Source organism: Streptomyces sp. 8N114 (assembly GCF_052245835.1).
In the GTDB taxonomy this organism is placed as follows: Bacteria; Actinomycetota; Actinomycetes; order Streptomycetales; family Streptomycetaceae; genus Streptomyces.
On sequence record NZ_JBQQBT010000001.1, the window covers coordinates 108,432 to 128,421 of the forward strand.

Sequence of the window (19,990 nt, forward strand, 5' to 3'; positions counted from 1 at the left end):
GCCGTGCGTCCCCCCATTGTGCGTCACCCCGGGCGGCGTCGGGCCGAAGTTGCGCGGCGCCGCGCGAGCGGCCCGTACGCGGCACCGCCCAGCACCAGGACGGCACCCACGACCACGGCGGTCACCGCCAGCGGGAGCGGTCCGCGAGCCGAGGTGCCGCCGGGCATGTCAGCGAACCCGCTCGCCTCCGGCAGCATGCCGAAAGCGCTGGTGGGCCAGGCTATGGCGTCGACCCGGGCCTGGACCGCGGAACGCGGCACGGCACCGTGGTCGGCGTCCTCCAGGTGCACCCGGGAGTCGAGGGACGCCTCCCTGTTGTCCCCCAGCAGGAAGAGCTTGCCCTTGGGTATACGAGTGGCGTCGAAGGGGCGCTGCGAATCGCGGCCGTGGGAGCGCAGGTAGGGCTCGTCGACGGGCTTCCCGTTGACCTTGAGCCGACCGTCCCGGTCGCAGCACGCCACCTTGTCACCGCCGACCCCCACGACCCGCTTGACCATGGGCACCGCGCCCCACACCGAGTCCTGGAAGACGACGACATCGCCGCGCCGCACCTCGTTGCCGTCCACGCGCTCGGCCAGCACCCGGGCACCGGACTTCACGGTCGGGTCCATGGAGTCGGTGGGCACCGTGTACGGCTGGTAGAGCACGGCACCCCAGACGAAGCCGCCGAGGAAGAGCACACACCCGAGGGCCACGGCCACTGAGGACAATCGGTTGCCCAGGCGGCTGCGGCCCTCGTCGGTACGTTCTGCCATGCTCACTTCCGCACTCCCGGGTCTTTCGCAGCGGCCTCGCGCCGGCCTGCGCCGGCACCGACCGCTGACCCTACCGGGCGGTACGGGAAGCCGTCAGCCCTCGGAAGACGCTGAGCTCCGGTATGACGCCGGGCCCTGGCCGGACGCGGACCGCGCCCCCTGCGCGGGCCGCGCCTTGAGGTGCAGCCGCCTGCGCCGCCACAGCACCAGCGGGACGGCGCCCGCCAGCCCGAGCGCGCCCGGTGCGGCGCTCAGCGCGCGCGACTGCACGCCCTGCTCGTCGAAGGTCTCCGGCACCGGCAGCGAACCCCAGCGGTTGATCGGCCACGCCTTGACGATGGCCCTGCCCACCACCTGCTTCTCCGGGACGAAGCCGTCACCGGGCTGGTTCTGGTGGTAGCGGGAGTCGAGGGAGTCCTGGCGGTGGTCGCCCATCACCCACAGCTTGCCCTCGGGGACCTTCACCGGGCCGAACGGCTTGTCGTCGCAAGGGGTGTTGCCCGGGAAGAGGTACGAGGACTCGTCCAGCGCCGTGCCGTTGACGCGGACCTGGCCGCCCTTCTTGCACTCGACGGTGTCCCCGCCGACCGCGATGACCCGCTTGATCAGGTCCTTCTCGTTGGCGGACGGCATCAGACCGATGAAGCTCAGCGCGGTCTGGATGAAGTTCTCCTCCACCTGTGCCTCGGGGAGCCAGCCGCCCGGGTCGTGGAAGACGACGACCTCACCGCGCTCCGGGGTGGACCCGAACCACGGCGTCAACTTGTCGACCAGCACCCGGTCGCCGCGCTGGAGCGTGTTCTGCATCGAATCGGAGGGGATGGAGAACGCCTGCACCAGGAAGGTCTTGATGATCAGGGCGAGGATCAGCGCGATGCCGATGAGCATCGGCAGTTCCTTCCAGAACGCGCGCTGTTTCTTCACCGGCTTCTTCTCCCGCAGATCCTCGGCTCCTCCGTCCGGGTCCGGCACCTCGTGGCCCGGTTTCGGATCGGAGCTCCACGGGCCGTCCCCATTAGCACCGGAGCTCGCTGCCGTCCCGTCAGTATCGGCGGTCACACTGTCACTCTCTCTTTCCACGGCCGGTGGTCCTGCGTCGCCCGCTCTGCCGTCCGTTCCAGGACGTTCGTCCTCCGGGTACCCGGAACCGGACCGTGTGCCGACCGCCAAGTCCCCCACATCCACTCCTCACACTGCGCACTCGCCTGTTCCGCAATCGGGACAGGCCCACCACTCCCATAACGAGCGGAAGTTCCGCGAAGAACGGGAGTTGCGCCACTCGATTGTCCTGGTGCACGGATGCGGGGGCGGCCACGCCCGCGGGATCAGGCACCGAGGAAAAGGTCTCCGGCTCCTCGAGCCGCCTCCAATGGTCGAACGGCCAGGCAATGACGATTGCCCTGCCAACGATCCGGTCCTCCCCGATCGTTCCCCGGTCCGGTTCCTTGAGGTGATAGCGGGAGTCGGCGGAGTCGGACCGGTGATCGCCCATCACGAACACGCGTCCCACAGGGACGTTCACTTTGAACTTCATCTGGGAAGGTTTGTTGCCCGGATGGAGGTACGGCTCGTTCAACGGTGTGCCGTTCACGGTGATGCGGCCCTGCTTGTCGCAGCAGCGCACCGTGTCACCGCCGACGCCGACGACCCGCTTGATCAGGTCCTGCTCGTCGTCAGAGGGCAGCAGCCCGATGAACGTCAGGAACTCCTTGCCCTGCTTGATCCCGGCCGGCGCGTCCTTGGTGTCCTTCTTCTCGTTCTCCAGCCAGCCGCCCGGGTCCTCGAAGACGACCACGTCTCCGCGATGCGGCTTGGAGCCGAACCAAGGGGTGAGCTTGTCCACCAGCACCCGGTCGCCGACCCGGATGGTCTGCTCCATCGAGCCGGACGGAATCACGAACGCCTGGACAAGGAAGGTCTTCAGCAGCCACGCGATCAGCAGGGCGACACCGATCAGTATCGGAATCTCCTTGGTCGCGGAGAGTCTGCGGCGACGCTTGATCCGCTTGGCGGCCCGCCTGCGGTCGGCCCTGCCCTGCCCGGGACGGCGCAGCGGCGACTCCTCCCCCGCGGCTCCTGCGGCCTCCCCGGCGTCCATGGCTCCCGCAGCCGGCTGACCGGTCAGGTCCGGACCGCCGGGAGGCGCGGAGGGCACGCGGGCCTCGGGGCGAACACGGGCCCCGGGTGGAACACCGGCCTCGGGGGGCACACCGGGCCGTGGCGGAGCGCCGGTTGGGGGCGGCCCGACGGTCTCGGGCGGCGGATAGGGCTGGGGGTTGCTGTACCAGTACGGCTCGGAATAGTCGTACGGCTCCGTATAGGGATACGGGGCGCCCTGGGAGCCGGCCTCCCCGGCAGGGCCGTACGCGCCCGGTCCAGGCGCTCCGTATCCGGGGTCGCCGTATCCGGAATCTCCGTATCCGGAGTCTCCGTGTCCGGGATCGCCGTAGCCGGGGTCCCCTGAAGCCCCGTATCCGTAGTGGCCGGGAGAGTGCTCGGGGTCAGCCATGGCCGCCGCCCGCGCCCGCAGGCACCGCCCCGATGCGGCCCAGTGGCCAGCCGATCCAGTCGGCGCGCCCGATCACCCGCTCCACGGGAACGGTGCCGCCACCAGGGTCGCCGAGGTGGTCACGGGAGTCGCTGGACTGGGAACGGTGATCGCCCATCACCCACAGGCGCCCCTCCGGAACCCGGATGTCGAAGGGCACGGCGGAAGGGGCGTTGCCGGGGTGCAGATAGTCCTCGTCCACGGGCCGGCTGTTCACCTCGATCCTCCCCCGTCTGTCACAGCAGCGCACCCGGTCGCCGCCGACTCCGATCACGCGCTTCACATAGTCGGTCTCGGAGGGCCGCACCAGTCCGGTCGCCGCGCCGGCCTTGTGCAGTGCGGTCGTCACCGGGTTCGCGTCGGGGTCGGCTTCCCCCGAGAAGGAGTCGGTGCCGTCGAAGACCACGACCTCCCCGCGCCGCGGACCGTCGCCGAAGCGGTAGGCCAGCTTGTTCACCAGCACCCGGTCCCCGACGCGCAGGGTCGGGTCCATCGAGGAACTCGGGATCAGAAAAGGCTGCACGATGAACGCGCTCGTCAGCAAGAGCACCGCCAGTACGGACCCCACTGACAGGCCCAGACGCACGGAGCGCGACCTGCTCTTCCTTCCCTGGTCGGGAACGGAAGAACGGTCGCGCTCCGGTTCGTCGTGCTGTTCCTCGGTCTCCATCGAGCGGAAGCCTAACCGGCCCGCCGGGCGCCGAGGACGCGAGCTCAGCTCTCGCGCTTCTCCTTGATCTTGGCGGCCTTGCCGCGCAGGTCGCGCAGGTAGTACAGCTTGGCGCGGCGGACGTCACCGCGGGTCACGACCTCGATCTTCTCGACGATCGGGGTGTGCACCGGGAAGGTGCGCTCGACGCCGACGCTGAAGCTGACCTTGCGGACCGTGAAGGTCTCACGGACGCCCGAGCCCTGGCGGCGGATGCAGACGCCCTTGAACTGCTGGACGCGGGAGCGGTTGCCCTCGATGACGCGGACGTGCACGTTGATCGTGTCGCCGGGGCGGAAGGCCGGTACGTCCTTGCGCAGGGATGCGGAGTCGACGCTGTCGAGAAGGTTGGACATGTCCGTCTGCTTTCCTCGCTGATGCCACAGGTCATCAACGGAATCGTGGTGGTGATCCATGGAGCCGCCACTCTCGGCGGGCGTCGGTCCCCCTGTGGCAGGGTCGCGCGCCGGAGGTGAGGCAGCAGCCCATTCTTCCACGGCTCCCTGCGCAGCCCAAATCGGCCGCCTGTTCCGCACAGGCGTACCGCCCGCCTCTCGGCCTGCGGCCTAATCCGTCTCCCCGTGTTCCGGCTGCCAGCGCCCGTCCGTGCCCTGTCGCCAGCCCAGCTCCTCCAGGGTGGCCCGGTCGTGCTTGTCGAAGGCTTCCGGGTCGCAGCGTTCGATCAGGTCGGGCCGGTTGGCCACCGTCCGGGCGAACGCCTGGTCGCGGCGCCAGCGGGCGATCCTGCCGTGGTGGCCGCTCAGCAGCACCTCCGGGATGCCACGGTCGCGCCACTCGGGCGGCTTGGTGTAGACGGGGCCCTCCAGCAGGTTGGCCATGGTGCCGGGCGCGAACGAGTCGTCCTGGTGCGAGGCGGCATTGCCGAGCACACCGGGCAGCAGCCGGGCGATCGCCTCGACCATGACGAGGACGGGCGCCTCCCCGCCGGCGAGTACGTAGTCACCGATGGAGACCTCCCGTACGTCGAGCCGGTCCGCGTACTCCTCGATGACCCGGCGGTCGATGCCCTCGTAGCGGGCCGGGGTGAACACCAGCCACGGCTTGTCAGCGAGTTCCACGGCCAGCTCCTGGGTGAAGGGCCGACCGCTGGGAGTGGGGACGACGAGCACGGGCGGGCCCTGACCGGGCTCGCCCGTGGCCAGGACCTCGTCGAGCGCCTCCCCCCAGGGCTCGGGCTTCATGACCATGCCGGGGCCGCCGCCGTAGGGGGTGTCGTCGACGGTGTGGTGCCGGTCGTACGTCCAGTCCCGCAGATCGTGGACGCGGACATCCAGTACGCCGCGCGCACGGGCCTTGCCGACCAGCGAGACGTTCAGCGGCTCCAGGTACTCGGGAAAGATCGTGACGACGTCGAGCCTCACCGCGCGCTCTCCTGACCGGGGCTTTCTCCGCCGCCTTCGCCCTCCGCGGTCTCCTCCGCCTCCTCAGCCCCGGCTGTCTCCGAGGGCTGCGCCGTCTCTGCCGTCTCCTCGCCGAGCAGGCCGTGCGGCGGGTCGACGACAGCGCGCTGGGCTTCCAGGTCGACCTCCGGGACGATCTCGTGGACGAACGGGATCAGGACCTCGCCGCCGTCCTCCCGCCGTACGACGAGCAGATCCTGGGCCGGCAGGTGCGCCACGCTCTCGATCCGGCCGACGACCGTTCCGTCCCCCGTGACGACCTCCAGGTCCTCCAGCTGGTGGTCGTAGAACTCCTCCGGATCCTCGGGGCGCTCGTCCGGATCGATCTCGGCAATGAGCAGGGTGTTGCGCAGGGCCTCGGCGGCGGTCCGGTCACCGACGCCCTCGAAGCGCAGCAGCAGCCGTCCGCTGTGCACCCGGCCGGAGGCGATGGTCAGCGGACCGGCGGTGGCCGGGTCGGTGGCCAGCACGGCGCCGGGGGCGAGCCGCAGTTCGGGCTCGTCGGTCCTGACCTCGACGGTGACCTCGCCCTTGATGCCGTGGGCGCGGCCGATCCGCGCGACGACTAGCTGCACTGTGCTTCTCCGTGCTCGGTTCCGTGCTCGGTGGGTGTCTGTGGTTTCGGTGGTTTCGGTGGTGTGGACGGCGGTGCGGTGGTGCGGGCGGTGCCGGTGGGAGTGCGAGCGCGACAACGGGCCGGGGACGGCTTGACTGCCGTCCCCGGCCCGTGCCGGTGCTGCATGCTGCGCTTCAGCGGACCTGGTCCACGTCGACGAGGTCGACGCGGACACCCCGGCCGCCGAGCGCTCCCACGACGGTGCGCAGAGCGCGCGCGGTGCGACCGTTACGGCCGATCACCTTGCCGAGGTCGTCGGGGTGCACCCGGACCTCGAGCACGCGCCCGCGACGGAGGTTGCGGGACGCGATCTGCACCTCGTCGGGGTGGTCGACGATGCCCTTCACCAGGTGCTCGAGGGCCTCCTCGAGCATCCTCAGGCCTCGGTCGACTCGGTGGCGGCCGAAGCGTCGGCCTCGTCCGCCTTCTTGTCGGCCTTATCAGCCTTCTTGGCCTTGGGGGTGATGGCCTCACCCTTCGGCTCGTCGGCGGACTCCTTGGCGGCGGCCTCGAAGAGGGCGCGCTTGTCGGCCTTCGGCTCGGCGACCTTCATCGGCTCCGGGGCGGGCAGACCCTTGAACTTCTGCCAGTCGCCGGTGACCTTGAGGATGGCCTCGACGGGCTCGGTCGGCTGGGCGCCGACGCTGAGCCAGTACTGCACACGCTCCGAGTCGACCTCGATGCGCGAGGGGTTCTGCACCGGGTGGTACAGGCCGATCTCCTCGATGGCCCGGCCGTCACGGCGGGTGCGGGAGTCGGCGACGATGATGCGGTAGTGAGGCGAACGGATCTTGCCCAGACGCTTCAGCTTGATCTTGACTGCCACGGGTGTGGTGTCTCCTGGTCTTGACGTGGGTGGACACGGCGGACTTGCCACGTGGGGTTGTAGCGCCGGGTGTCCGATGGACGCGTCAGCCGGAGGAGAGAGGGGTCCTGTGCGGCTGCCGAGTTCAGCCGACCATGATGCCACACCGTACGGGCCCGGCCGAAACCGCCCCTGGTCGTTGCCGCACCGGCGTCACCCGGACCCGATGGAACCGGCCCACCCAGCCGGGCCCCGAGGCGCGCGGACGCTCGTCACGCACCCCGCGGCTGCGGGCCGCAGCCGCGTCAGCCGACGGCCATCGGTTCCGCCGCCGGCGCGGGCGCCGACTCGGCCGGGATGCGGAACTGCTTGCCGCAGGCTCCGCACATGATGGGGGCCTGGGCCAGCACGGAGGGCACCACGCGGACATTGCGCCCGCAGTCGCAGACGGCCTTGACGCGGACACCGCCCCCGGAGGACCCGTGCCGTGCCGCGGGCCCGCGGAAGCTGCGCCCGGTGTCGGTCTCGGTGGCCGCGCTGTACGCCTTCAGCGCCCGCTGGAGACGCTCGATCGTGGGGCGGTATCGCCTTCTCGTCTCGGGCGTGAGCACCACGAGGGAGAAGCCGCTGCTGGGATGCGGCTCCTCGGGGTGCTCAAGGCCCAGCTCCTCGGCGATCGCCAGGAAGCGTCGGTTGTGGTAACGGCCGGCTCGAGAGGTGTCCCGGATACCGCGGGCCGCGGCGATGCCGTGGACTGCCTCATGGAGCAGCCGTTCGAACGAGAGCCCCGTGCCGCAGGCGGACGAGGACTCTCCGATGAGTGATTCAGGCGCGGCCAGATCCGGCAGCTCGGGGTGGTGCCGTTGAATGTCGGCCCAGGCGGCTGCCAGCTCGGCGGCGAGAACTGGTGGTGTCGTGCTCACGTCGTTCCCAACGAGCAGAGGTGCCCCGGTGTTCCGATTACGGGGCAACACAAATATTTTGCACGTACCAGTCAGTTCTCGGTGATGCGTGGGGAGATGGGTGCGGGTCCACAGATGTGTACTCAAGCCGCACAGCCACCCCAAGCCGGGACGTATCACCGAACGCGACTCTGTCGCCCATGCGCTCTCACCCCGCAACTCCCGGGTTCCCCGCGCCTCCCCGATCGTACGGACGTTTTCTGTGCGCTCCTCACCCTGACGTACGTGCCGTACGTCAGGGGGTGAAGCAGACGTTCTGGGCCCCCCGTCTGCCCGATACGGCATGGCGTGGCTGTCCGGCGCGCGGGGGCGGAGGGGCGCACATCGGGAGCGTGGAAGACAACCGGGCGCACCCCCTGGACTCCCGGGAGGATACGCAGTTCCCTGGCATACGGGGCACGAGCACCACTCGGGGGACCAAACGGCCGGACGGATCTTCGGATTGGGGCGTTGCGATGACACCCACGCTCGTACACCGCCAGCACCGGACCCGCCTCCCCGCCGCCGGCAGCGCGGCCCGGGTGCGGGACTGGGCCAAGATCCAGGAACGGATGCTGGTTCCGCTCTATGAAGCGGTGTACGAACGGATGGAGACCGGGCCGGGCACGCGGGTGCTCGGTCTCGGCTGCGGTACGGGCCTCGCGCTGCTGCTGGCGGCGGGCAGGGGCGCGTACGTACACGGCGCGGACACGGATGCGACCCGCCTCGAATTCGCCGGGCGGCGACTCCACGGCTCCGGCGGGGCAGCTGGCCGGGAAGCCCGGCTCACCCACGGCACAGCGCTGGAGGCGGTAAGCCGCGGTGAACCGCCGACGCTGGTGACGGCTTTCGGCGCGCTGCCGGAACGGGAGGAGCTCTTACGGCTGCGGAAGACGCTCGGCCGCGGTGTCGCCGTCGTGCTGGCCGGCTGGGGCCCGGTGGAGCGGTGCGCGGTGGCGCCCGCGCTGCGGGTGGCGACCCGGCTTGCCGAACCGGCCGAGGCGCGGCCCGACTGGTGCGGCCGGGACGATCTGGAGGAGCTGGCGGTGTACGGCGGGCTGCGGCTGGAGGGGTCCGGACGGGTCGCCTGCCCGTTCGGCTACGCGGACATGGAGAGCGCGGTGCGCGGGCTGCTGTCGACCGGGCTGTACGACAGTGCGGTCCGCGCGACCGACCAAGAGCAGGTGCTCAAGGAACTGATGGAGGCACTCCACCCGCACCTGCGCGCGGACGGCACAGTGTGGATGCCGAACCTGTTCCGCTACGTCGTCGCCCGTACGTGACGACCGCCTGCGAACCGAACATGCGTAACCCCTGGCCGTCAGCCGTCAGCCCAGACCCGGCCACTCCTCGACGGTCAGCGCGAAGCGCTCGTGGTCGCGCCAGGCGTCGTTGATGTAGAGCATCCTGGGCGAGAAGCCCTCGTGCCGGAAGCCGAGCCGCTTCGCCATCGCCAGGGAGCGCTCGTTCTCCGGCTGGACGTTGATCTCCAGCCGGTGCAGGCCGAGTCCGTCGGGGCCCGGCTGGAAGCAGCGGTCGACGACCAGCCGCAGCCCCTCGGTCATCCGTCCGGTGCCGGCATAGGGGACGTAACTGTCGTAGCCGAGCGAGGCGTTGCAGAAGCGGGCCCGGACGATGTTGGCCACGTTCACCCGGCCGACCAGCCCCTCGTCCTCCCGGTCGAGGACGAGGAAGGTGCGCAGCGCGGGCCCCTGGCGGCGGAGCAGATCGGGAAGGCCGTCCGGCTCGACAGGATTCCACGGGCGGAGGTGGTCTGCCGAGCGGACGACGGCATCGCTGTAGAGCTGCTCGTCGGCGGGCCGCGGAGGGCGGATGTATACGCGCATGGACGACATCATCCGACTTTGCCGCGGCACGCTCACTTCGGGGGCAGGATGTCCTTGAACTCCTGGGGGAGCTCGAAGTCACCCGGGTCCTGGCCCGGGCCCGGAATGCCGAGGGCGCCGCCCTGGGCCCGCCGCGCCGCCGCGGCCTCCTCCTCCTGCTTGCGCTTCATCGGGTTGCCCGACTGACGCTTGCCCTTGACCTTCTTCTGCTTGCCCTTCTTCTTGCCCCCGCCCGCACCGGGCATCCCCGGCATCCCGGGCATCCCCGGCATGCCGCCGCCCTGGGCCATCCGGGACATCATCTTGCGGGCGTCGAAGAAGCGCTCCACCAGGTTCTTGACCGCGCTGACATCCACCCCGGAGCCGCGGGCGATACGGGCCCGCCGCGAGCCGTTGATGATCGTCGGCTCGGCGCGTTCCGCGGGAGTCATGGACTTGATGATGGCGGCGGTGCGGTCGACCTCGCGCTCGTCCAGGTTGTTGATCTGCTCCTTCATCTGGCCCATGCCCGGCATCATGCCGAGCAGCTTGGAGAGCGAGCCCATCTTGCGGACCTGCTCCATCTGGGCCAGGAAGTCGTCGAGCGTGAACTCCTTGGGACCCTTCGCCAGCTTGGCGGCCATCTTCTCGGCCTCTTGCTGGCTGAAGGTCTGCTCCGCCTTCTCGATCAGCGTGAGCATGTCGCCCATACCGAGGATGCGCGAGGCCATCCGGTCGGGGTGGAAGGCGTCGAAGTCGTCCAGCTTCTCGCCGTTGGAGGCGAACATGATCTGCTTGCCGGTGACCTGCGCGACCGAGAGGGCCGCACCGCCGCGCGCGTCGCCGTCGAGCTTGGAGAGTACGACGCCGTCGAAGCCGACGCCCTCCTGGAACGCCTCCGCCGTGGTGACCGCGTCCTGACCGATCATGGCGTCGACGACGAAGAGGACCTCGTCCGGGCTGACCGCGTCGCGGATGTCGGCGGCCTGCTGCATCAACTCCTGGTCGATACCGAGGCGTCCCGCGGTGTCGACGATGACCACGTCGTGCTGCTTGTCGCGCGCGTAGGTGATCGAGTCCTTGGCGACCTTGACCGGGTCGCCCACCCCGTTGCCCGGCTCCGGCGCGAAGACGGCCACGCCCGCGCGCTCGGCGACCACCGAGAGCTGGTTGACCGCGTTCGGGCGCTGCAGGTCGGCCGCGACGAGCATCGGTGTGTGGCCCTGCTGCTGGAGCCAGCGGCCCAGCTTGCCGGCCAGGGTCGTCTTACCCGCACCCTGCAGACCGGCGAGCATGATGACGGTCGGCGGGTTCTTGGCGAACCTCAGGCGCCGCGTCTCGCCGCCGAGGATGCCGACCAGCTCCTCGTTGACGATCTTGATGACCTGCTGGGCCGGATTCAGCGCCTGGGAGACCTCGGCCCCCAGCGCGCGTTCCTTGACCTGCTTGATGAAGGCGCGCACCACAGTGAGCGCGACGTCCGCCTCGAGCAGGGCGATACGGATCTCGCGCGCGGTGGCGTCGATGTCCGCCTCGCTGAGGCGCCCTTTGCCCCGGAGGTTCTTGAACGTCGCACTCAGGCGGTCGGAAAGGGTATCGAACACAGCGCTCGTCGGTCCTCGGGTCGGTGGCGGAGTCAATCTCTGCCAAGGGTAGCCGCCTCGCGGGCGGGGCTTCCCCGCCCGTCCGGATCGGGGCCCCGCCAGAGCTCAGCGCAGCTCGGCCTCGAGCCGTTGGGCGAGCCGGGCCGCCGCCACGTCCGAGAGGGGCGCCCCGGCGGCGTCCGTCACATAGAAGGCGTCGACGGCGTTCGCGCCCAGGGTGCTCACATGGGCGCTGCGTACCCGTACACCGGCCTCTTCCAGAGCCCGGCCGATGCGGTGCAGCAGACCGGGGGCGTCCTGGGCCCGTACCTCGATCACGGTGGCCGCCGCGGAGTCGCCCGGGGCGACGGTGGCACGTGGCGGCGGTGGCTGGACTCCGGTGCGGCGCGGGCGGTAGGCGGCCTCCCGCTCGGCCAGCCGGGAGGCGAGTCCGAGGGAGCCGTCGAGGGCGCGGACGACGTCCTCCCGCAGCCTCGCCGCCTGCGGGAGCGAGCCGTACTGCGCGGCCACGCGCCAGGTGAGCAGCAGAACGCGAGGGGTCTCACCCGTCGCGGTCCCGTCTTCCGTCACCGCTGTGGGAAGCTCCGCCAGCCGCAGATCCGCCGCTCGGACGGTCAGCTTGTGCAGGGCCAGTACTCCGGCAACCGCCGGGAGGACACCTGGCTGCTCGGGCAGTGCCACGGAGAGCTCGACGCCGACCGGCTCGGGCCCATGCTCACCGCCGGACGCTCCATGCGCACCCTCCGACGGTCCGTACGCACCCTGCGGCACCGTGGCCGCTTCCGAGTGGCCCGCCTTCTGGGCGTACAGCGCCAGTACGGGGCCGCCGGTGCGCCACGCCTCCATCGCCAGGCGTTCGCCCTCTGCCGTCAGCTCCCCGTCGTCGGTCTGGTCGGCCGCGGGCTCACCGGCGAGTACAGCGGCCACCCGGGACACCAGATCGCTCACCAGCGTCGCGCGCCAGGACGACCAGGCGGCCGGTCCGGTGGCCAGCGCGTCCGCCTCTGTCAGGGCGTGCAGCAGCTCAAGGGTGCCGTGGGAGCCCACCGCCTCGGCGACGGAGCGAACGGTGGCCGGGTCGTCCAGGTTCCGCCGCGTCGCCGTCTCGACGAGCAGCAGATGGTGGCGTACGAGGGTGGCCAGTGTCCGGGTGTCGGCGGCGTCGAAGCCGATACGGGCTGCCAGGTCACGGGTGATGGTCTCGCCGGTGACCGAGTGGTCGCCGGGCCAGCCCTTGCCGATGTCGTGCAGCAGCGCACCGGTCAGCAGCAGATCGGGGCGGTGCACCCGCCGGGTGAGCGCGGAGGCCCGTACGGCGGTCTCGACCAGGTGGCGGTCCACGGTGTAGCGGTGCACCGGGTTGCGCTGCGGGCGGCAGCGCACCCGCTCCCAGTCGGGCAGCAGCCGGGCGATCAGCCCCGCCGCGTCCATGGCCTCCCACACCGGGACGGTCGCCTCGCCGGCACCGAGCAGGGTGACGAACTCCTCCCGCGCCTCGGCGGGCCAGGGCACCGGCAGCTCCGGCGCGGTACGGGCCAGCTTGCGTACGGCAGGCAGCGCCAGCGAAAGCCCCGCCTGGGCCGCCGCGGCAGCAGCGCGCAGCGGCAGCACGGGGTCGCGGTCGGGGCGGGCGTGCAGCGCCAGCGAAGCCTCCCCCTCGTACTCGACGACGCCCTCCGCCAGTGGCGTCCGCTCCTGCGCAGGGGCGCCCGCGCGTGACGCCGAGCGCCTGCCGCCGCCCAGCAGCCCGCGCAGCCGGGCGCCGCGCGGGGCGCCGGTGCGGGACCGCAGCACGCGCTCCACCTCGCGCCAGGTCACATCGCTGGCGTAGCTGACGGCGCCCGCGGCCTCGTAGACGCGGCGCAGCAGGATGTCGGAGTCCAGCAGACCGAGCGCCGCCGCGACCTGGTCCTGGTCCTGGAGGGCGAGCCGGTCGGTGGCGCGTCCGGTGGTCAGATGCAGGGCGTCGCGGACATCGAGGAGGACGTCCCGCGCCTCCCGGAGTCCCTCACGGGGTGCGTCGGCGAGCCAGGAGGCGGCCACGGCGCGCAGTGCGGTGAGGTCCCGCAGGCCGCCGCGGGCCTCTTTCAGGTCGGGCTCCAGCAGGAAGCGCAACTCGCCGTGCCGCCGGGCCCGTTCGGTGGCGAACTCGTGAAGTTCCGGAAGGCGGGTGCGGGCTTCGGCGCGCCACCGGGCGAGCGCGGCGGTACGCAGCTCCGCCGTGAGGTCCTGGTCCCCCGCCACATGCCGGGCCTCCAGCAGCCCCAGCTGCACCTTGAGGTCCTCCCCGGCGGCGGTGCGGGCCTCGGCCAGAGTGCGTACGGAGTGGTCGAGGGCCAGGCCGAGGTCCCAGACGGGGTACCAGAGGCGGTCGGCGAGGGCCGCGAGGGCGTCGGCCTCGGTGCTGCCGTCGTGCAGCAGGAGCAGGTCGAGGTCGCTGCGCGGGGAGAGCTCGCCGTGCCCGTACCCGCCGACGGCCACCAGCGCGGTCCCGGCGGGCGCGGCGGCGGCGAACAGCCCGGCGAGCCACTGGTCGGTCAGCCCGGAGAGGGCGCGGCGGCGGTCCGGGCCGGACAGCTCGGTGTCCTGGAGCAGCCGCACCCTGGCTGCGGCGTAACCCTCGGCGAGGCTTTCGCCGGCGCGGTCCGGGCCGAGGCCCGGACCGCCCCCCGCAGCCCCTTCGGCGTCGGAGCCGTTGCCCACGAACGCCTCCGGGCCGCCCGCCCCGCGCTCCCCCGCCGCTGTCCGTGCCCCCGCCGCGTCCGTCACAGTGCGTCCGGTCCCCGCTCGCCCGTCCGTACCCGGACGGCCGTCTCGACCGGTACCACCCACACCTTGCCGTCACCGATCTTGCCGGTGCGTGCGGCCTTGACGACGATCTCCAGGAGCTGTTCGGCGTCCTCGTCCTCGGCCAGCACCTCGATGCGCACCTTGGGGACGAGGTCGACGGTGTACTCCGCGCCCCGGTAGACCTCGGTGTGGCCGCGCTGCCGCCCGTAGCCGCTCGCCTCGGTGACGGTGAGGCCCTGGACGCCGAAGGCCCGCAGCGCCTCCTTCACCTCGTCGAGCTGATACGGCTTGATCACCGCGGTGATGAGCTTCATGCGTCCACCTTGCTTTCGTGACGGTCACTACCGGTCGCGGCCACGCTCTCACCGTTCGCCGCTCCGGGGCCGGGCAGCCCGCCCCGGTCGCGGACCGAGGAGCCGCCGACCGCGCTGAAGTCGTACGCGGTCTCCGCGTGGAACGCCTGGTCGACGCCGGCCGCCTCGTCCTCCGGGTCGGCGCGGAAGCCGATCGTGGCCTGTACCAGCTTGGCCAGCAGCCAGGAGACCACGAAGGAGAACGCCATCACCGAGAAGGCCCCGAGCGCCTGCTTGCCGAACTGGGTCAGGCCGCCCACCCCGTCAACGGCCAGGAAACCGACCAGCAGGGTGCCGATGACGCCGCCGACCAGGTGCACGCCGACCACGTCCAGCGAGTCGTCGAACCCGAGCTTGTACTTGAGGCTGACCGCCCACGAGCAGACCGCGCCCGCGACGACACCGATGAGCAGCGCGCCCATGGCGTTGACCGCAGCACCGGACGGAGTGATCGCCACCAGTCCCGCGACGGCACCGGAGGCGGCACCCAGCGTGGTGAACGCACCGTGCTTCACCCGCTCGTAGATCAGCCAGCCCAGCATGGCGGCGCCGGTCGCGAGCTGGGTGTTGAGCGCCATGTTCGCGGCGGTGCCGTCGGCGGCCAGCGCCGAGCCCGCGTTGAAGCCGAACCAGCCGAACCACAGCAGCGCGGCGCCGAGCATGACCAGCGGCAGGCTGTGCGGCCGCATGGGGTCTTTCTTGAAGCCGATGCGCTTGCCGACGACGAGCACCGCTGCCAGCGCCCCGATACCCGCGTTGATGTGGACGGCGGTACCGCCCGCGAAGTCGATGACTCCCAGGTCGAAGAGCCAGCCGCCCTCGGCCCACACCCAGTGCGCGACGGGGAAGTAGACGATCGTCACCCACAGCGTGAGGAACACCGCCCAGGCGCTGAACTTCACGCGGTCCGCGAGTGCGCCGCTCATCAGCGCGGGCGTGATGATCGCGAACATCATCTGGAAGAGGATGAACGCAAAGACCGGAATGCCGCCCTTCTCGGTGAGGGAATCGGGCGAGATGCCCTTGAGACCGATGAAGTCCAGGTTCCCGATGACTCCGCCGGTATCAGGGCCGAACGCCAGCGAGTATCCGTAGAGCACCCAAAGGACGCTGACGATCGCCAGCGAAATGAAGGACATCATCAGCATGTTCAGGGCGCTTTTCACCCGGACCATGCCGCCGTAGAAAAAGGCGAGGCCAGGCGTCATCACCATCACGAGAAACGCGCTGACCAAGACGAAAGTGGTATCCGCGCCGTTCAATGTGGACGTCTCCTCGGGGTTGGCGACCCTGCAGGCCGGTGGGGGCACCTCCCGGCCGAAGGCTGGGAGAGGGGGGCGGGTTGACTGCCAGGTTTCCGAAGCCCCGTTTCCGCCGTCGCCCCTCGGTGTTTCAAGGCCGTGAAAACCGGCCCACCGGTGTTACGAGGAGATGAACCGCGACCTTCGCCGCGGGAACGCGCGTACGCTGCGCTCCCTTACCGATACAGCCGCGCTCCCTTACCGCTGCAGGCAACAGCTCCGCAGCCGCAGCGGAGCCCGGGGCCCTCAGCCCGCCGCCACCTCGGCCAGCTCGACGCGGAGCCGCTCGCTCAGGTGCACCACATCCGCGAGCTCACCGAATTCGCGGACGGCACCGGCCGTGGTGCGCCGCAGCCGGTTGTTGACCCGCTCCGAGCGCAGCCGCTTGGCGACGCCGAGGGCCTCGCTCGCCCGCGCCACGCAGCCCGCGGGCTCCCGCTGGAGCAGGTGCACGCTGGCCATGCCGATCAAGTTGAGCGCGTAGGAGCGCTGGTGGCCGCCGCCCTCGGCCTCGCGGGCCTCCTTGGCGAACAGCTCGACGGCGCGCTCCATCACGGGCCGCGCCAGGGAGGCATAGGTCGGGCTGCGGCCGGAGGAGTAGGCCAGATCGCGGTAGGAGTGCGCGTTCTCCGCGCAGAGCTCGGCCTCGGAGAAGAACTGGATCCAGTCGGGGTCCGCGTCCGAGCGGTCGATGTCGGAGAACGTTTCTTCCGCCATCCGGACCGCGCGCTTGCATTTGCCGGGCTGGCCCATGTTGGCGTAGGCGCGCGCCTCCATCGCGTAGAGCATGGCCTGGGTGCGGGGCGTGGCGCCCTCCCGGCTGCCGTACTGGGCGAGGTGGACGAGCTCCAGCGCGTCCTCGGGGCGGCCCAGGTGGATCATCTGGCGCCCCATCTTGCTGAGGACATACGAACCGAGGGGCCGGTCGCCCGCCTCCTTGGCGGCGTGCAGCGCCAGGACGAAGTACTTCTGTGCGGTGGGCTGGATACCGATGTCGTAGCTCATCCAACCCGCCAGCTCGGACAGTTCGGCGGTGACGCGGAAGAGGCGGCGGCGGACGGGCTCCGGATGCGGCTCCTGCAGAAGGTCGGTGACCTCGTGGAGCTGCCCGACGACCGCCTTGCGGCGCAGTCCTCCCCCGCACTGTGCGTCCCAGGTACGGAACATCTGAGTCGTCTGCTCCAGCAGCTCCAGCTCGGGCGCGGAGAGCCGCGGCCCGCGCCGCAGTCCGCCACCGGCCCGCCCGGCACCCTCTCCGCCGGGGGCCTGCCGCTGCCGTCTCGCGTGCGGGGACTGCCCGATGCCGGGTACGGTCTCACCGCGCAGCCTGTCACGGGGCGCCGGGACGGTGGGGTCGGCCGGGGAGACCGGCTGCTCCCCCGGTGGCGCCGCTTCGGTGCCGGTGCCCGGGACCAGCCAGCGCTGCATGGGCTCGATCAGCGCGGGGCCCGCTGACACGGTCAGTGAGGTGCCCAGGAAGCCGCGGCGGCCCAGCATCAGGTCGCTGCGCGTGAAGTCGCTGATCAACGCCACCGTCTGCGGCCCGGCCCACGGCAGATCGACCCCGGAGGCCGCGGGGGACTGCCGGGCGGTGCGCAGCCCGAGGTCCTCGACCGCGACGACGCAGCCGAAGCGCTCGGAGAACAGCTCGGAGAGGATGCGGGGAATGGGCTCGCGGGGCTGTTCGCCGTCCAGCCAGCGGCGTACCCGGGAGGTGTCGGTGCTGATGTGGTGTGCGCCCAGCCGACGTGCCCGGCGGTTCACCTGGCGGGCCAGCTCGCCCTTGGACCAGCCACTGCGCATGAACCACGAGCCCAGACGCTCGTTCGGGCTCTTGCTCGCCTGGCCTCGCTCAGCCACTGTTAACGCCCCCATCCCGGCTCGGCGACGCGTTCAGAGCCAGGTGGGTCCGCGCACCCCCGCGCGTCCGCCGCACCCTCGACCCGCCATGCCTCCGGCATAGTCCGCCGCCGCGCTCTCTCCACTGTGTGTACCGAAAGTAATCCTACGATCACGAACCAGGCGAGCGTAATTGCAGAATCGCCACCATTCGCCACCCCTTCGAATGAACCCCGGAGCGCTCGGACGCGCTTGACTTGACACCTGGGAAACAACTCCACGGAGAGGCAGCCCCCGTCCCCACCTTCCCGTCCTCGCCCAGGAGTCCATCCGTCACTGTGTGCAACGTTGTCGTAACCATAAGCATTCGGGACCCGTTGGAGTGAGCATGGGCTTCACGATCGGCGCCATCAGCGGTCTCAGCGGCATCCGCGAGATCCGCGAGCTGCGGCCCGGCGCACGCAGGCGCGAACGCGCCCAGGTGTGCACCAACGTCGCTGAGTACACGAGCCTGTGGGGCTGGGACGTCGTCCCCGGCGCCCGCGCCACCCGCTCGGGCGGCCGTGTCGCCTGTTCCTGCGGCGCGAGCGCCTGCCCCTCCCCCGGCGACCATCCGCTCGACGCCTCCCTCGAGGTGCCGGCGGGCGCCACCCTGGACGAGGCGTCCCGCGCCTGGGCCGCGGTCCCCGGCGCCGCCACGCTGCTGCCCACCGGCCGCGCCTTCGACGTGATCGAGGTGGCCGAGAGCGCCGGCCAGTGCGCATTGGTGCGGCTGGAGCGGATGGGGGTGCCGCTGGGTCCGGTGGCGGCGACGCCGCACGGCCGGGCCTGGTTCCTGGTGGCCCCGGGCGCCGCTGCCGAACTCCCGGAGCTGCTTTACCGGATGGGCTGGGACGACGCCGATCTCGATCTGCGCGGCAGGGGCGAGGGCGAGCACATCACTGCGCCGCCGTCCGACCTCGCCGGTCTGGGACCCGTGCGCTGGCTGCGGGCACCGACGCTGGAGGCGGCGGGCCGCCCTCCGCAGGCCCGCTTGCTGCTGGGCACCCTCGCGTATGTGTGCCACCGCTCGGCCGTCGTGCGGCCGCGCACGGCGGGCTGGGGCGCGGCTCTGCGCTAGCCCGCACATGGTCAGGGGGTGTGGGAGCAGCACCGCCCCGCACACCCCCTGCCACCGCGACGACAACTGCCGGCTTCAGCTCTCCTGGACCAGGGCATCCACGAACGCATCCGGTTCGAAGGGAGCCAGGTCGTCGGCGCCCTCGCCCAGGCCGACGAGCTTGACCGGGACGCCCAGTTCGCGCTGGACGGCGACGACGATGCCGCCCTTGGCCGTGCCGTCCAGCTTGGTCAGCACGATGCCGGTGATGTCCACGACCTCCGCGAACACCCTGGCCTGCACCAGTCCGTTCTGACCCGTCGTGGCGTCCAGCACCAGCAGCACCTCGTCCACCGGGCCCTGCTTCTCCACGACGCGCTTGACCTTGCCCAGCTCGTCCATGAGTCCGGTCTTGGTGTGCAGCCGGCCCGCCGTGTCGATCAGCACCACATCGGCGCCGGCCTCGGTGCCCTGCTTGACCGCGTCGAACGCGACCGAGGCGGGGTCGCCGCCCTCCGGGCCACGGACCGTACGGGCACCCACACGCGTGCCCCAGGTCTCCAACTGGTCGGCGGCGGCAGCACGGAAGGTGTCGGCCGCGCCGAGCACCACCGACTTGCCGTCCGCCACCAGCACCCGGGCGAGCTTGCCGGTGGTGGTGGTCTTGCCGGTGCCGTTGACGCCGACGACCAGCACCACGCCCGGGCGGTCGACGGCGCCCCGGGTGTCGGTGTGCACGGTGCGGTCCAGGTCGGTGCCGACCAGCTTCAGCAGTTCCTCACGCAGCAGGCCGCGCAGCTCATCGGTGGTGCGGGTGCCGAGCACCTTGACGCGCTCGCGCAGCCGCTCGACCAGCTCCTGGGTGGGGCCGACGCCGACGTCGGCGGTCAGCAGGGTGTCCTCGACCTCCTCCCAGGTCTCCTCGTCCAGGTGCTCCCGGGACAGCAGGGTCAGCAGGCCCTTGCCGAGGGAGTTCTGGGAGCGGGAGAGCCGGTCGCGCAGCCGCACCAGGCGGCCAGCGGTCGGAGCCGGGGTCTCCACCTCGGGCGGAGCCGTGGCCGCCTCCGCGGTGACGGGCGCCTCGGCCTCCGCCTTCTCGGCCTCGGGAAGGCCGACCTCCTCGATCGTGCGGCGGGCGCCTTCGGGCGGGGCCTCCGCCTCCTCTCCGACCTTCGGTTCGGCTGTACGTGTGGGGGCTTCGGCAGTGCTCTCGGGGGTTCCGGGCTGCTGGGTCCCGGCCGCCTTCTTCCTGCGGCCGCTGACCACGAGCCCGCTGATCGCGGCGAGCGCGATCACAGCGATGACTACTACAAGGATGACGATTTCCATAGCGGCTCCAGTATCGACCACCGTCAACCCCTCGCGGCCATTCCCTCTTCGCGC

19 protein-coding genes are annotated in these 19,990 nt (G+C 71.3%); 2 read left to right on the forward strand and 17 right to left on the reverse strand.

Annotation, left to right across the window (positions count from 1 at the left end):
* Positions 1–23: 23 nt before the first annotated feature.
* The 10 genes from lepB (ACTWQF_RS00440) to ACTWQF_RS00485 form a co-directional block, all read right to left on the reverse strand.
* On the reverse strand, positions 24–755 hold the full coding sequence (gene lepB, locus ACTWQF_RS00440; RefSeq protein WP_443275975.1) for a signal peptidase I: 732 nt from the start codon (positions 753–755) through the stop codon (positions 24–26).
* 93 nt (positions 756–848) lie between these two features.
* Positions 849–1,925: a signal peptidase I gene (lepB, locus tag ACTWQF_RS00445; protein ID WP_443277503.1), complete on the reverse strand. Its 1,077-nt coding sequence runs from the start codon at positions 1,923–1,925 to the stop codon at positions 849–851.
* Entirely contained in the window at positions 1,819–2,853 is a 1,035-nt protein-coding gene (lepB, locus tag ACTWQF_RS00450) for a signal peptidase I (RefSeq protein WP_443277504.1), read from the reverse strand. Before lepB (ACTWQF_RS00450) ends, lepB (ACTWQF_RS00445) begins: the two co-directional genes overlap by 107 nt.
* 403 nt (positions 2,854–3,256) lie before the next feature.
* A complete protein-coding gene (gene lepB / locus ACTWQF_RS00455; protein WP_443275977.1) occupies positions 3,257–3,973 on the reverse strand; it encodes a signal peptidase I in 717 nt (238 codons plus the stop codon).
* 44 nt (positions 3,974–4,017) lie between these two features.
* The gene (gene rplS / locus ACTWQF_RS00460; protein ID WP_443275979.1) at positions 4,018–4,368 is read right to left on the reverse strand and encodes a 50S ribosomal protein L19; all 351 of its coding nucleotides are present in this window, start codon (positions 4,366–4,368) and stop codon (positions 4,018–4,020) included.
* A gap of 210 nt (positions 4,369–4,578) precedes the next feature.
* The gene (gene trmD / locus ACTWQF_RS00465) at positions 4,579–5,394 is read right to left on the reverse strand and encodes a tRNA (guanosine(37)-N1)-methyltransferase TrmD (RefSeq protein WP_443275981.1); all 816 of its coding nucleotides are present in this window, start codon (positions 5,392–5,394) and stop codon (positions 4,579–4,581) included.
* Positions 5,391–6,008, reverse strand: a complete 618-nt coding sequence (gene rimM / locus ACTWQF_RS00470; RefSeq protein WP_443275983.1) for a ribosome maturation factor RimM — start codon at positions 6,006–6,008, stop codon at positions 5,391–5,393. Before rimM ends, trmD begins: the two co-directional genes overlap by 4 nt.
* 175 nt (positions 6,009–6,183) lie before the next feature.
* Positions 6,184–6,423 carry an RNA-binding protein gene (locus tag ACTWQF_RS00475; protein ID WP_209237778.1) on the reverse strand — a complete coding sequence of 80 codons (240 nt, stop codon included), beginning with the start codon at positions 6,421–6,423 and terminating at the stop codon, positions 6,184–6,186.
* 2 nt (positions 6,424–6,425) lie between these two features.
* Positions 6,426–6,875 carry a 30S ribosomal protein S16 gene (gene rpsP, locus ACTWQF_RS00480; protein WP_433099061.1) on the reverse strand — a complete coding sequence of 150 codons (450 nt, stop codon included), beginning with the start codon at positions 6,873–6,875 and terminating at the stop codon, positions 6,426–6,428.
* Positions 6,876–7,159: 284 nt separating this feature from the next.
* A complete protein-coding gene (locus tag ACTWQF_RS00485) occupies positions 7,160–7,777 on the reverse strand; it encodes a hypothetical protein (RefSeq protein ID WP_443275984.1) in 618 nt (205 codons plus the stop codon).
* 494 nt (positions 7,778–8,271) lie between these two features.
* Between ACTWQF_RS00485 and ACTWQF_RS00490 the strand changes: the two genes are divergently transcribed.
* Complete coding sequence (locus ACTWQF_RS00490; RefSeq protein WP_443275986.1) at positions 8,272–9,078, forward strand: class I SAM-dependent methyltransferase; 807 nt, start codon at positions 8,272–8,274, stop codon at positions 9,076–9,078.
* 45 nt (positions 9,079–9,123) lie between these two features.
* Here ACTWQF_RS00490 and ACTWQF_RS00495 read toward each other — a convergent pair whose 3' ends face one another.
* From ACTWQF_RS00495 to ACTWQF_RS00520, 6 genes are all read right to left on the reverse strand, one after another.
* Positions 9,124–9,642: a GNAT family N-acetyltransferase gene (locus ACTWQF_RS00495; RefSeq protein ID WP_443275987.1), complete on the reverse strand. Its 519-nt coding sequence runs from the start codon at positions 9,640–9,642 to the stop codon at positions 9,124–9,126.
* A gap of 32 nt (positions 9,643–9,674) precedes the next feature.
* Positions 9,675–11,225 carry a signal recognition particle protein gene (ffh, locus tag ACTWQF_RS00500; protein ID WP_443275989.1) on the reverse strand — a complete coding sequence of 517 codons (1,551 nt, stop codon included), beginning with the start codon at positions 11,223–11,225 and terminating at the stop codon, positions 9,675–9,677.
* Between the two features lie 105 nt (positions 11,226–11,330).
* Entirely contained in the window at positions 11,331–13,826 is a 2,496-nt protein-coding gene (locus ACTWQF_RS00505; protein ID WP_443277506.1) for a [protein-PII] uridylyltransferase, read from the reverse strand.
* A 164-nt stretch (positions 13,827–13,990) separates the two neighbouring features.
* Positions 13,991–14,329 carry a P-II family nitrogen regulator gene (locus ACTWQF_RS00510; protein WP_433099071.1) on the reverse strand — a complete coding sequence of 113 codons (339 nt, stop codon included), beginning with the start codon at positions 14,327–14,329 and terminating at the stop codon, positions 13,991–13,993.
* Complete coding sequence (locus tag ACTWQF_RS00515) at positions 14,326–15,630, reverse strand: ammonium transporter (protein ID WP_443275991.1); 1,305 nt, start codon at positions 15,628–15,630, stop codon at positions 14,326–14,328. Before ACTWQF_RS00515 ends, ACTWQF_RS00510 begins: the two co-directional genes overlap by 4 nt.
* A 285-nt stretch (positions 15,631–15,915) precedes the next feature.
* Positions 15,916–17,544, reverse strand: coding sequence for a hypothetical protein (locus ACTWQF_RS00520; RefSeq protein ID WP_443275993.1), 1,629 nt, complete (start codon positions 17,542–17,544; stop codon positions 15,916–15,918).
* A 352-nt stretch (positions 17,545–17,896) separates the two neighbouring features.
* Here ACTWQF_RS00520 and ACTWQF_RS00525 point away from each other — a divergent pair, with 352 nt between their 5' ends.
* Positions 17,897–18,628, forward strand: coding sequence for a bifunctional DNA primase/polymerase (locus ACTWQF_RS00525; protein WP_443244940.1), 732 nt, complete (start codon positions 17,897–17,899; stop codon positions 18,626–18,628).
* 75 nt (positions 18,629–18,703) lie between these two features.
* Here the strand turns inward: ACTWQF_RS00525 and ftsY are convergent, their stop codons facing one another.
* Positions 18,704–19,936, reverse strand: coding sequence for a signal recognition particle-docking protein FtsY (gene ftsY, locus ACTWQF_RS00530; RefSeq protein ID WP_443275996.1), 1,233 nt, complete (start codon positions 19,934–19,936; stop codon positions 18,704–18,706).
* Positions 19,937–19,990 lie beyond the last annotated feature (54 nt).

Coding starts and splice junctions, on each gene's coding strand:
- lepB (WP_443277504.1), bottom strand. CDS start 2,853: ATGGACGCCGGGGAGGCCGCAGGAGCCGCGGGGGAGGAGTCGCCGCTG.
- ACTWQF_RS00525 (WP_443244940.1), top strand. CDS start 17,897: ATGGGCTTCACGATCGGCGCCATCAGCGGTCTCAGCGGCATCCGCGAG.
- ftsY (WP_443275996.1), bottom strand. CDS start 19,936: ATGGAAATCGTCATCCTTGTAGTAGTCATCGCTGTGATCGCGCTCGCC.
- ACTWQF_RS00490 (WP_443275986.1), top strand. CDS start 8,272: ATGACACCCACGCTCGTACACCGCCAGCACCGGACCCGCCTCCCCGCC.
- ACTWQF_RS00495 (WP_443275987.1), bottom strand. CDS start 9,642: ATGCGCGTATACATCCGCCCTCCGCGGCCCGCCGACGAGCAGCTCTAC.
- ACTWQF_RS00475 (WP_209237778.1), bottom strand. CDS start 6,423: ATGCTCGAGGAGGCCCTCGAGCACCTGGTGAAGGGCATCGTCGACCAC.
- lepB (WP_443275977.1), bottom strand. CDS start 3,973: ATGGAGACCGAGGAACAGCACGACGAACCGGAGCGCGACCGTTCTTCC.
- ACTWQF_RS00510 (WP_433099071.1), bottom strand. CDS start 14,329: ATGAAGCTCATCACCGCGGTGATCAAGCCGTATCAGCTCGACGAGGTG.
- lepB (WP_443275975.1), bottom strand. CDS start 755: ATGGCAGAACGTACCGACGAGGGCCGCAGCCGCCTGGGCAACCGATTG.
- rplS (WP_443275979.1), bottom strand. CDS start 4,368: ATGTCCAACCTTCTCGACAGCGTCGACTCCGCATCCCTGCGCAAGGAC.
- ACTWQF_RS00520 (WP_443275993.1), bottom strand. CDS start 17,544: ATGGGGGCGTTAACAGTGGCTGAGCGAGGCCAGGCGAGCAAGAGCCCG.